We start from the raw sequence: 11,357 nt of genomic DNA, 5'->3' as shown, positions 1-11,357 counted from the left end.
TCGCGCATCGGGGTCCAGGGGCCGGGGCGGCCCTCCGGATCGCGCAGGACGACATTGGCGGCCACGGCGTCGTGGCCCTCCCGGAACACGGTGGCGGTGACCTGGAACGTCTCGCCCACGACCGCCTTGGCCGGGCGCCGGCCGCACTCCACGGCCGGGCGAACGTCCCGCACCGGGATGCGGCCGATGACCGGGGCCGGACCGGGGGCCGGACTCGGGGTCGAACCCATGGGTGTCACCTCCACCGTGCTCGAGGCCGGGCTCGCGCCCGGCCGGGGTCTGGGGTCCTGTGCCGGGAGCGGCTATCTCCCGGCGGGGGAACGTCTTCCCGGGGTCCGGTCGGGGACCTTGTCCGGCACCCGGTCCGGGACACGCTCGGAGACCTTGTCCGGGAACCTGCCCGGGACACGGTCGGTGAACCTGTTCGAGGTCCTGCCCGAGGCCGCCGGCCGGCCCCGGCGGGGGCCGGTGCCCATGTGCGGTCTGCCGGTCTGCTCCCGCAGATACGTGCCGTGGGTGGTCCGCAGATAGCGCTCCGCGGCGTCCGCGGCCTCCCGTGCGCAGCGCTTCCCCATCAGCACGCACAGCGTGTAGCCCGAATCCTCGAAGGTGGCCCGCACCCTGCGGTCGTCGGGCGACGCGAGCATCGCACGTTCCCACGCCCGGTAGCGCCGCAGATGCCGGGCGACTTCGGCTTTGGCGGGTAGCAGCATGGCGCCGTTCACCTTTCGCAAGCGCTCGATGGGCACGTCTCCCGACGATTCGGGGCGGTGACCGCGCACACGAAGGGCACGGGTCCCGTTTACGGCGCTCGAGACTTTCACTCATGGTGCACGTTCAACGACTCACCGTCCTGTTGGATCTTCAACGAGCCTCCGCAGGGCCTGTCACCTGCTCGTGTTGCACGAATGGCGTAGTGCGCTCAGTGTGGGATCTGACTCAGAGGCAACAGGTGCTCACGCTTCGTACTCGGGGGCTGAGCCCACCAAGGGCCAGAGGGGGCGCGAGCCTCGCCGGTGAGGAGCCAACGACGATGAAGACCGCAGTGCCCTGCTACTACCACCTCGACGTGGAAGTCAGCCCGGAACGGGTCGGACAGGTCAGGCGCATCCTGGCCGCTCACCTTCGGTTCTGGGACCTGGAGGACCTCGTCGACCCCGTGTGCGGCGGTGCCGAGATGCTGCTGAAGGCCATCGACGAGCACGCCAGGGACAAGCACACGTCGATCGAGATGTGGTGGACCGGCCAGCACCTCATCACAGCGGTCGGGGAGAACAACCACGACCTGCGCCCCGACCAGGATCTGCGATCCTGCCTGGCCCGTATCGCGGCGACGAGCGACGGCTGGGGCTGCTGCGCCGCCGAGACCGGCAGCAAGGTCATCTGGTTCTCGCAGCGGGCCCGCGCCGGTGTGCGCGTCCCGCTGGTCCCGAAGGCGCCCTCCCCGGCCCTGCGCGAAGGACTGCAGACGCCCCGCGAAGTGCCGGTCGCCGCGCTGGCGTCGCCGGGGAGCGGACCACGGGCCGTTCTGGAGGGCGCCCGGTGACCGGGCGCCCACGCCGCAAAGGGGTACCCGTTCCCGTGTGGAGCGGGTACCCCTACCCGCTGGGCGCCGCCCATGACGGGGAAGGCACCAACTTCGCGCTGTTCAGCGAGGTGGCCGACCGCGTCGACCTCGTCCTCGTGGACGACCACGGTGCTCACCGCAGCGTTTCCCTGACCGAGGCCGACGGCTTCGTCTGGCACGGCTATCTGCCCGGGACCGGGCCCGGTCAGCGCTACGGCTACCGGGTGCACGGCCCCTGGCACCCGGCTGCCGGCCACCGCTGCAACCCGAAAAAACTGCTCCTGGACCCCTATGCCAGGGCGGTGGACGGGCAGATCGACAACCACCCCTCGCTCCACGAACGCGCCCCGCACGGTCCGGACCCGGCCGACAGCGCCGGGCACACCATGCTGGGCGTGGTCACCGACCCGGCCTTCGACTGGGGCGACGACCGCCCGCCCCACCGGGCCTACTCCGACACCGTGATCTACGAGGCGCACGTGCGTGGCCTGACCCGCACCCACCCCGGCGTCCCGCCCGAACTGCGCGGCACCTACGCCGGGCTGGCACACCCCGCGGTGATCGAACATCTCACCGCGCTGGGCGTGACGGCCGTCGAGCTGATGCCGGTCCACCAGTTCGTCCAGGACGGCGTGCTCCAGGGCCGGGGCCTGTCGAACTACTGGGGCTACAACACCATCGGCTTCTTCGCGCCGCACAACGGCTACGCCGCCCACGGCACGCGCGGCCGGCAGGTCGCCGAGTTCAAGTCGATGGTCAGGGCCCTGCACGCGGCCGGGCTCGAAGTCATCCTCGACGTGGTCTACAACCACACCGCCGAGGGCAACGAGAAGGGTCCCACGCTTTCCTTCCGGGGCATCGACAACGCCTCGTACTACCGCCTGGTCGACGGCGACTGGGCGCACTACTACGACACCACCGGCACTGGCAACAGCCTGCTGATGCGCCATCCCCACGTGCTCCAGCTGATCATGGACTCACTCAGGTACTGGGTCACCGAGATGCACGTGGACGGCTTCCGCTTCGACCTGGCGGCCACGCTGGCCCGGCAGTTCCACGAGGTGGACCGGCTGTCGGCGTTCTTCGACCTCATCCAGCAGGACCCGGTCATCAGCCGCGTCAAGCTGATCGCCGAGCCCTGGGACGTCGGCGAGGGCGGCTACCAGGTGGGCAACTTCCCCCCGTTGTGGTCGGAGTGGAACGGCCTGTACCGGGACGCGGTACGGGACTTCTGGCGCGGTGAGGAGCACACGCTCGGCGAGTTCGCCTCCCGGCTGACCGGTTCCCCGGACCTGTACGCCCACAACCGCCGCCGGCCGCGCGCCAGCGTCAACTTCGTGACCGCGCACGACGGTTTCACGCTGCGCGACCTCGTGTCGTACAACGACAAGCACAACGAGGCCAACGGCGAGGACAACGGCGACGGCGAGAGCACCAACCGCTCCTGGAACTGCGGGGCGGAGGGCGACACCGACGACGAGTCCGTCCGCGCGCTGCGGGCCCGTCAGCAGCGCAACTTCCTGGCGACGCTGTTCCTGTCGCAGGGCATCCCGATGCTCTGCCACGGCGACGAGCTGGGCCGCACCCAGGGCGGCAACAACAACGCCTATTGCCAGGACAACGAGGTCTCCTGGATCGACTGGCGGCTGACCGACGAGCAGCGGGAACTGACCGACTTCACGCGGTACGTCATCGGGCTGCGCACCGCCCACCCGGTGCTGCGCCGGCGCCGCTTCTTCCAGGGCGAGACGGCGACCCGGGACGACCAGCCGCTGCCCGAACTGGTGTGGCTGCTGCCGGACGGCCGTGAGATGGCCGAGGAGGACTGGCGGCGCTCCGACGCGCGCTCGGTCACGGTGTTCCTCAACGGCGACGCCATCGCCGAACCCGACGCGCAGGGCCGGCCCGTGGTGGACGACTCCTTCCTGCTGCTGCTCAACGGCTACTGGGAGCCGGTCGACTTCCGTCTGCCCGGACCGGCCTACGGCGACCGCTGGACGACCGTCATCGACACCGCCGAACCCCAGGGCCCTCCCTACGAGGCGGAACACAAGCCGTCCGGCGACCTGCGCGTCGAACCCCGCAGCCTGGTCCTGCTGACCCGGCCCCCACGAACGGCCCGCTGACCCGGCCCCCACGAACGGCCCGCTGACCCGGCCCCCACGAGGGGCGCGTGGCGGCCGTCCGGTGGCCGACAGCCGGCCGGCCCACCGGCCCGGGATCGCCGGGTACGGCCAGACCGGAGCGTGCGCAAGGGTGTGGTGAGCGGGTGGCGCCGGGCCGCACGGCCGCTTCAGCTCTCGCGGCGGGACGTCACCGTGAACTGGGCGCCGTCGGGATCGCGGAGGACGGCCTCGTCGGTGTCCTCGCGCAGGACGCTGCCGCCGTGGCTCTCCGAGGCGCGGGCGCAGGTGGCCACGTCGGCCACCCGGAAGTGGACCTGCCAGTGCGGCCGGATCGTGGGGTCGGGCGCCGCCTCCAGGGCGCCGGACTCGATGCGGGCCACGACCTCTCCGTGGCTGCGCAGGACGACCTCGTTGGCCTCGTAGCGGACCTCGCAGCAGCCGGGCAGCTCCGAGGCCCATTCCAGGACCTCGCCGTAGAAGATCGCGGCGTCGAAGGCGTCGCGCGTGTGGAGCCGGATGAAGGCCGGCGCGGCCTTGCGCCAGGTCTCCCAGTCGGTGAAGAGGTCGCCCTCCCAGATCCCGAAGCTCGCGCCGTCCCGGTCGGCCAGCAGCGCGGCCCGCCCGGGCGGGAAGGAGATCGGCCCGACCGCCGCCGTACCGCCGCGCTCCTGCACCCGCGAGACGGCCTCGTCGGCGCTGGGCACGGCGAAGTACGGCGTCCAGGCGACCGCCATCTGCCACATGGAGGCCACCGCGGCGATCCCCGCGACCGGCGCACCGTCCGCCAGCGCGATGCGGAAGCGGTCGCCCAGCTTGGCCGAGCGCCACTCCCAGCCCAGCACGGCCTGGTAGAAGTCCTCCGTGGTCTGCAGATCGCGGCTGGTCAGGCTCACCCAGCAGGGCGCCCCGCACACCGAGTGGGTGGAGACGACCTCGGTCGCGGGGCCGGAGGATTTCGGGTGGTCGCTCATGGCACGTCCTGATCTCGTCGACCGGCGGCGCCGGTCTCACACCAGTGTCCAACCAGAACCGCCGAGGGCGCCTGCCGAGTACCCTGCGGTCGCCGCCGAAACGGTACCGCGGCCACCCCCGGAGCCGGTCACCGCGGCCGGGCCGGGCCGCCGCCCGCCGCCGTCGCCGCCGGGGTGCACACTGGCGCCCGGCCGCCCGGGTGACGACGATGGACCCCGTGGAACGCACACCGCACGACCCAGGCGATGCGACGGACCGGCTGAGCGAGCTCCAGGAGGAGGTCGAGCAGCTGAGGGAGGCCGTGACCTCCCACGCAGTGGTGGACCAGGCGATCGGCATGGTGGTCGCGCTCGGCCGGGTCACTCCGGACCAGGGGTGGACGGTGCTGAAGGAGGTCTCGCAGCACACCAACATCAAGCTCCGCAGGGTTGCCGAACTGGTCCTGATCTGGGGCCGTACCGGAGACATGCCCGCGGAGATAGGTGCGGAGCTCGAAGACGCGCTCGACCGTTACGGGCCCACCCAGATTCCGGGGGCGCCGCCGGAGTGAGCCCGCTCCGGCGGCGCCGGCGCCCGCCCGAGGGGTCGGCCGGACAGGCGCCGCTGCAGGGCTCAGCCGGTCTCGGCGAGCAGCTCCTCGCGCAACTGGGCGAAGCAGCCGCTGAGCAGGCGTGAGACGTGCATCTGCGAGATGCCGAGCTGCTGGGCGATGCGGCTTTGCGTCATACCCCGGAAGAACCTGAGGTAGAGGATGGTGCGCTCACGCTCGGGCAGCGCCTCCAGACAGGGTTTGACCGCCACCCGGTCCACGACGAGGTCGTAGCGCGGATCCGCCTCGCCCAGCCCGTCGCCGAGCGCGTAGCCGTCCGTTCCCGGCACCTCCGCCTCCAGCGACAGCGCGGCGAAGCAGTCCAGGGCCTCCATCCCGGTGCGTACGTCGCTCACGCTGAGGTCGGCGTACTCGGCGATCTCGGCCACGGTCGGCGCCCGGCCCGGCGTCGTCTGCGCCAGTTCCTTCGCTGCGCGCCGTACGCGGTTGCGCAGATCCTGGACCCGGCGCGGTACGTGCAGGGTCCACATGTGGTCGCGGAAGTGCCGCTTGATCTCACCGGTGACGGTGGGCACGGCGTACGCCTCGAACGCGTAACCGCGCGCCGGATCGTAGTGGTCGACGGCCTTGACCAGGCCGAGCGCGGCCACCTGGTACAGATCCTCCAGGGCCTCGCCGCGTCCGCGGAACCGGACGGCGATCCGCTCGGCCATGGGCAGCCAGACCTGGACCAGCTCGTCCCGCAGCGCCTTGCGCTCCGGGCCGTCCGGGAGGTGGGCGAGCCGTTCGAACGCCTCCGCGGTGTCGGGAGCGTCGTCGTGCGGATGAGGTTTCATGCTGCCGGTGGTACGCATGCGATGCGCCTCCCTCAGCACGTGCTGGATGGACGGACACCGCGGGAGGCGCGGGCTCGGAGCGTACGGAGATACGTCGGGGCCCGGCGCGGGCTCCCGCGGACGTGCCTCCTCTCCGAAGCACTGCAAAGCGGATTCCCGAAGTCGGCGATTTTGAAACAATTGCCATAATGCGGTGACGGTGCGCGACCGCTTGAATCTCAATTGTCGACCGGGAGTCGAAGAATTGCCACCGCGGTAAATGCTGCGTATTTCGATGACCCGCCGAATGCCGTTGTTTCGCGGGCGCCTGGCCTGGCCCGCCCGCTGGGCACGGGCTGTTGCGGGCCGGCGCGGCCGCCCTGCTCGTCCACGCCTTCGGCGGGACGAAGCCCGTCGAAGGCGTGGACTCGCACGATCGGCACGGCGAGGTGTTCGGCCGCTCGCACCGGACGGTGCCGGGAGGACGCCGGAGGACGTTCGCGGCAGCGTGATCGGCGGCGACCTCGACTCCATGGCGGCCGCCGCACTCGGCAGCACCGCGACCCCCGGCTGCTCGGCGCCCGGGCCGCCGGCGAAACCGGTCGAGCGGCCCGCCGGGGTGCCCGCCGGACGTGATGTGCGGCACGCCCGCCACGGCCGGCGCGGCGGCCCGGGCCGGGATTCTTCCTGCGCACGGCTTGATCACCGATCAAAGCGGGTGAATTCCCTGGCCACAGCGCATTCTGCTCATTTGACAGTGCGCTGAGCCCACAGATAGGAAGCAGCTCTTGGAAGTCGAGAGGTGCACTGTGTACGAGCCGAACGTGGTCGGGGACTGGCATGAGTACGACGAGCACGCCGGTCTGCGCGTCCGCGTCCACCGCCTGGAGCCGGCCGAGCCGCCGCGCGGACGCGACGACGCCGCCGAGGGCCTGACCTACTTCCGCCTCCGCGTCACCGTCGAGAACCGCGGTGCGTGCAGTTTCGGCATCCACCTCGAGGACGGCCAGATCGACGTGCGGATCGGCCCCGACGGGGAGGGCGGGTTCGTCGACTGGCGCAACTCGCAGTTCATCGAGGGCTTCGACGTCTACCCGCTGCGCCGGGCCACCGCGGTGCTGTACGTGGCCGGCCCGGAGACGTCCCTGTCCCAGATCGACGTCCAGGTCCAGCTGCGGGTCGACGAGGAGTGGACCGACCGCCGGCTGTGGACCGGCGGCATCGGTGTGCACGAGGAGTCCGTCGGGGCGGGCACGCACCCGGCCGGGGGGCCGGGCGGGCTGGCGCACCAGATCAGCAACTTCCTGCGCGACCAGGCGGAGCCGGGCGCGGCGGGCTGAGGCCGAGACGGGCTGAGGCCGAGGCGGGCGCGGCGGGCTGAGGCCTCCCGCCTCCGGTACGCCGTCCGGCCTCCCGACGTCCGCGCCGCCCCGTCAGTGCGGAATGCCGTCGATGATCTCGCGGGCGCCCTGCCGCAGCAGGGCCACGGCGACCGACGTGCCGAGCGTGGCCGCGTCCAGCCGGCCCGCCCACTCGTGGGCGTTCAGCCGCGTCTTGCCGTCGGGGGTGAACACACATGCCCGCAGGGAGAGCTCACCGCTGCGGTCGACCCGAGCGTACCCGGCGATCGGGCTGTTGCAGTGCCCCTGCAGCACGTGCAGGAACATCCGCTCCGCGGTGGCCTCGCGGTAGGTGTCCCGGTCGCCGAGTGCGCCGACGGCCTCGATCAGCTCCGCGTCCCCCTCACGGCACTGCAGGGCGAGGATGCCCGCGCCGATCGGCGGCATCATCATCTCCGCGGACAGCACCTCGCTGATCACGTCCTGCCGCCCGATCCGCTCCAGACCGGACACGGCGAGCAGCAGCGCGTCCGCCTCGCCGGCCGCCAGCTTCTCCAGCCGGCGGTTGGCGTTGCCGCGGAACGGCACGCACTGCAGCTGCGGGTGGGTGGCGGCCAACTGGGCGATCCGGCGCACCGCGGAGGTGCCGATCCTGGTGCCGGCCGGAAGCTCGTCGAGGGCGAGCCCGCCGGGGTGGACGAGGGCGTCGCGGATGTCGTCCCGCTTCAGGAACGCGGCGAACGTCGTCCCCGCCGGCAGCGGCCGGTCGGCGGGCACGTCCTTCAGGCAGTGCACCGCGAGGTCCGCCTCCCCGGCCAGCAACGCGGCGTCGACCTCCTTGGTGAACGCTCCCTTGCCCTCCACCTTCGACAGGTCGCCGAGCCACTTGTCGCCGGTGGTCTTCACGGGCACCACCTCGGTACGCACACCGGGGTGCAGGGCGGCCAACTCGGCTCGGACACGTTCCACTTGGGCAAGTGCCATGGGGGAGTCGCGGGAGACGACGCGGATCAGTGCGGGAACGGACATGCGGGACACCATAGACCTTCGGCGGACCCTCTCGGCGCCGTATCCCGGCACACGCCCCGGACCGACCTCCCGGATCAGCCGCCCGTCCCGAAGTCGAGTGGATCGTCCGGCAGATCCGCGGCGGCCTCCTCGGGGGCGAGGTCCGGGCGCAGACGCAGCCAGGACGGCTGGCGCAGCATTCCGGCACGCGTGCGGACGCTGTAGCGGACCTCTCCGACCAGACGGGGCAGCACCCAGTGCGCCCCACGCGCCGCCGGTACGGGGTCGAAGGGGCACACGTCGGTCGCCAGGGCCGCGAGCAGCGCGGCGAGTTCGGACCGTTCGGTCTCGCTCCAGCCGGTGCCCACGCTGCCGACGCAGCGCAGTCTCCCGCCGGCGCGCTGGCCCACCAGGACGGCGCCCGGCAGGCCCGTCAGCCTGCCCCTGCCCGGCAGCCAGCCGCCCACGAGGACGTCCTCGCTGCGCATGTTGCGGATCTTGATCCAGGCCCGGGAGCGCACTCCGGGCTCGTAGACGGAGTCCAGCCGTTTGCAGACCAGACCCTCCAGGCCGTGCTCGCGGGTGGCGGCCAGGGCCTGGGCGCCGTGGCCGACGATCGCCGCGGGCGTCGACCAGTGCGGCCCTGTCAGCCCGAGCCCTTCGAGCCGCTCGCGGCGCCGGACGTAGGGCAGGGTGAGCAGCGAGTGTGTGCCGAGGTGCATCACGTCGAACAGCACGAGGTGGACGGGGACCTGCGCCGCCCGCCGTGCAGCGCGGCCGGGCGCGTGGGCCAGACCCATGCGGCCCTGCAGCAGCTGGAAGTTCGCGCGGCCCTCCTCGTCCAGCGCCAGCACCTCGCCGTCCAGAACCGCGGGGGTGCTGCCGAGGGCGGTGCCCAGGGGCCGCAGCTCGGGATAGGCACCGGTGATGTCCTCGCCGGAGCGGGCCCGCAGCAGCACACCGCCGTCGCCGGCCAGATAGGCCACCACGCGCTGGCCGTCCTGCTTCGTCTCGTACGCCCACCGCGCGTCCTGCGCGGGGGAGGGCAGCGGGCCGGGCGTGGCGAGCATGGGCGGGATCAGCGGCAGGGTCACGGCTGAGATGTCGACGAACCGATCTGTCGTCAAGCCCGCCTCCGCCCACTTTCCCCTGAACGGGCCCCCGGGCGCGCCGCCCGCCAGGACCGGTGGCCCCTCGTCAGGACCGGTGGCCCCCCGCCAGGACCGGTGGCCCCCGTCAGGGCCGGTGGCCACCTGTCAGGGCCGGTGGCCGCCTGTCAGGGCCGGTGACGGGGCGTCAGGTCCGGTGACAGGGTGACAGGGTGACAGGTCCGGTGGCGGGGCCTCGCCCCGTCCTCGTGCGCCCGCGGGCCCTCGCGTGCACGGAGGACGCGGTCCGCGGAACGCGGTGTGCGGCACTGCGCCGCACGTGCCGCCCCGCACATACCTACCGTCCAGTATGATCGCGTCGCAGATCATCGGAGGAGGAACCGTGCCCCGGTCCGAACGCTCACCCCTGCTGCTCGCCGGCCTGCTGGCCACCGCGGGCGCCGCCCACTTCGCCTCCCCCCGGCAGTTCGACGCGCTCGTCCCGCGCGCCCTGCCCGGCGGCCCCCGCGCCTGGACCTATGCCAGCGGTGCCGCCGAACTCGCGCTGGCCGCGGGTGTGGCACTGCCCAAGACCCGCAAGGCGGCCGCGCTCGCGGCGGCCGCCTTCTTCGTCGGCGTCTTCCCGGCCAATGTGAAGATGGCCGTGGACTGGCGGCACCGGCCCACCCCGCAGCGGGCGACGGCCTTCGGGCGCCTGCCCCTGCAGGTGCCACTCGTGCTGTGGGCCCGCGGCGTCGCCAAGAGTGTGGAGAGCCGGTCATGACCGCGGCCGTGAAGGCCGGCGACAAGGTGGAGGACTTCACGCTGCCCGACGAGACCGGCACCGACCGGACCCTGTCCGGGCTGCTCGCCGACGGGCCGGTGGTGCTGTTCTTCTACCCCGCCGCGCTCACCCCCGGCTGCACCGCCGAGGCCTGCCACTTCCGGGACCTCGCCGCCGAGTTCGCCGCCGTCGGCGCGCGGCCCGTCGGGATCAGCGGCGACACCGTGGACCGCCAGCAGGAGTTCGCCGGCCGGCACGGACTGGGCATGCCGCTGCTGTCCGACCCCGACGGAGCCGTCCGCGAGCGGTTCGGCGTGCAGCGCGGCTTCTCGCTCGCCCCCACCAAGCGGGTGACCTTCGTCATCGCCCAGGACCGCACGGTGCTGGAGGTCGTCCGCAGCGAACTGCGCATGAACACCCACGCCGACCGCGCACTCGCCGCCCTGCGCGCACACCGGGCCTGACCAGCCCGTCGGCCCCGTCGCCGCGGTCCTCCGTGACCCTCACGCCGTACCACGCCGTACCGGGCGCACGTGATCCGGCACGAACCGCCGCCGGGTGATCACTGCAGAGGGTGCCCTGCTCGACGACGCCGTACAGCGGGCCGCCGTGGTGGTGCCGGCTGCTTCCCGTCACTCCTCACCGCCCTCCGCGGCGACCTGGGCGAGGGTGCGGTGGGTGCGGACCGAACGGGCCCGGCGCGGGTCCGGGGTGCCGTGCCCGCCCGTCCGGCCCGCGCCCTTCTTCACCAGGAGCCAGGCCTCCTCCTCGCCGTCGCCCCGGCCGCCGCGGAGGCGCGTGAGGGCGTACTCGCCGTGCAGCTTCGCACCGTGCAGCCGGAAGGTGGCGTGCCCGCGCTCCAGGGCCTGGGCGAAGTCGACGGGCCGCCCTCCGCGGTCGTGACTCAGCGGTTCGTACGTACCCCGGTCCCAGACGATCACCGTGCCGCCGCCGTACTCGCCCTTGGGGATCACGCCCTCGAAGTCCTCGTACTCCAGCGGATGGTCCTCCGTGGGAACGGCGAGCCGCTTGTCGTGCGGGTCGTCCGAGGGGCCCTTGGGACGAACGCTGTCACGATCTTCCTGGAACCAACCGGCCAGGGACGGG

At 72.6% G+C, this 11,357-nt stretch carries 11 protein-coding genes and 2 pseudogenes; 6 read left to right on the top strand and 7 right to left on the bottom strand.

What is annotated here, in order from left to right; all coding sequences use genetic code 11:
* Both ACH4UM_RS32660 and ACH4UM_RS32655 read right to left on the bottom strand, forming a co-directional pair.
* Positions 1-230, bottom strand: a 230-nt coding sequence (locus ACH4UM_RS32660) for a maltotransferase domain-containing protein (RefSeq protein ID WP_398187283.1), incomplete at its 3' end; no start/stop codon positions are given.
* Positions 231-428: 198 nt separating this feature from the next.
* Positions 429-713 (bottom strand): annotated as a pseudogene (locus tag ACH4UM_RS32655) (DUF5133 domain-containing protein); the annotation flags it as partial.
* 320 nt (positions 714-1,033) lie between these two features.
* On the opposite strand from ACH4UM_RS32655, the gene ACH4UM_RS32650 reads away from it, so the two are divergent.
* Both ACH4UM_RS32650 and glgX read left to right on the top strand, forming a co-directional pair.
* Positions 1,034-1,546 carry a pep a2 gene (locus tag ACH4UM_RS32650; protein ID WP_398187280.1) on the top strand — a complete coding sequence of 171 codons (513 nt, stop codon included), beginning with the start codon at positions 1,034-1,036 and terminating at the stop codon, positions 1,544-1,546.
* The gene (gene glgX, locus ACH4UM_RS32645; protein WP_398187277.1) at positions 1,543-3,693 is read left to right on the top strand and encodes a glycogen debranching protein GlgX; all 2,151 of its coding nucleotides are present in this window, start codon (positions 1,543-1,545) and stop codon (positions 3,691-3,693) included. Before ACH4UM_RS32650 ends, glgX begins: the two co-directional genes overlap by 4 nt.
* Before the next feature lie 167 nt (positions 3,694-3,860).
* On the opposite strand, the gene ACH4UM_RS32640 is transcribed toward glgX, so the two are convergent.
* Positions 3,861-4,664 carry a VOC family protein gene (locus ACH4UM_RS32640; protein WP_398187273.1) on the bottom strand — a complete coding sequence of 268 codons (804 nt, stop codon included), beginning with the start codon at positions 4,662-4,664 and terminating at the stop codon, positions 3,861-3,863.
* Between the two features lie 218 nt (positions 4,665-4,882).
* Between ACH4UM_RS32640 and ACH4UM_RS32635 the strand changes: the two genes are divergently transcribed.
* Positions 4,883-5,215 (top strand): ANTAR domain-containing protein, encoded by a 333-nt coding sequence (locus tag ACH4UM_RS32635; protein WP_398187270.1) that lies wholly within the window; start codon positions 4,883-4,885, stop codon positions 5,213-5,215.
* Positions 5,216-5,277: 62 nt separating this feature from the next.
* Here ACH4UM_RS32635 and ACH4UM_RS32630 read toward each other — a convergent pair whose 3' ends face one another.
* Positions 5,278-6,069, bottom strand: coding sequence for an RNA polymerase sigma factor SigF (locus tag ACH4UM_RS32630; protein ID WP_398187267.1), 792 nt, complete (start codon positions 6,067-6,069; stop codon positions 5,278-5,280).
* A gap of 770 nt (positions 6,070-6,839) precedes the next feature.
* Between ACH4UM_RS32630 and ACH4UM_RS32625 the strand changes: the two genes are divergently transcribed.
* Complete coding sequence (locus tag ACH4UM_RS32625) at positions 6,840-7,370, top strand: hypothetical protein (RefSeq protein ID WP_398187264.1); 531 nt, start codon at positions 6,840-6,842, stop codon at positions 7,368-7,370.
* A gap of 93 nt (positions 7,371-7,463) precedes the next feature.
* Here ACH4UM_RS32625 and hemC read toward each other — a convergent pair whose 3' ends face one another.
* Entirely contained in the window at positions 7,464-8,399 is a 936-nt protein-coding gene (gene hemC, locus ACH4UM_RS32620) for a hydroxymethylbilane synthase (RefSeq protein WP_398187261.1), read from the bottom strand.
* Positions 8,400-8,473: 74 nt separating this feature from the next.
* The gene (locus tag ACH4UM_RS32615; protein ID WP_398187308.1) at positions 8,474-9,472 is read right to left on the bottom strand and encodes an ATP-dependent DNA ligase; all 999 of its coding nucleotides are present in this window, start codon (positions 9,470-9,472) and stop codon (positions 8,474-8,476) included.
* A 397-nt stretch (positions 9,473-9,869) separates the two neighbouring features.
* Between ACH4UM_RS32615 and ACH4UM_RS32610 the strand changes: the two genes are divergently transcribed.
* Positions 9,870-10,250, top strand: coding sequence for a hypothetical protein (locus tag ACH4UM_RS32610; protein ID WP_398187258.1), 381 nt, complete (start codon positions 9,870-9,872; stop codon positions 10,248-10,250).
* Positions 10,247-10,714 (top strand): peroxiredoxin, encoded by a 468-nt coding sequence (locus ACH4UM_RS32605; protein ID WP_398187255.1) that lies wholly within the window; start codon positions 10,247-10,249, stop codon positions 10,712-10,714. The genes ACH4UM_RS32610 and ACH4UM_RS32605 overlap by 4 nt, the downstream gene beginning before the upstream one ends.
* A 168-nt stretch (positions 10,715-10,882) precedes the next feature.
* Here the strand turns inward: ACH4UM_RS32605 and ACH4UM_RS32600 are convergent.
* A pseudogene (locus ACH4UM_RS32600) lies at positions 10,883-11,311 on the bottom strand (DNA polymerase ligase N-terminal domain-containing protein); the annotation flags it as partial.
* Positions 11,312-11,357 lie beyond the last annotated feature (46 nt).

The sequence above is a fragment of the Streptomyces sp. NPDC020801 genome (assembly GCF_044334385.1).
Classification (GTDB): domain Bacteria; phylum Actinomycetota; class Actinomycetes; order Streptomycetales; family Streptomycetaceae; genus Streptomyces.
This window is presented reverse-complemented; position numbering and strand designations above follow the sequence as displayed.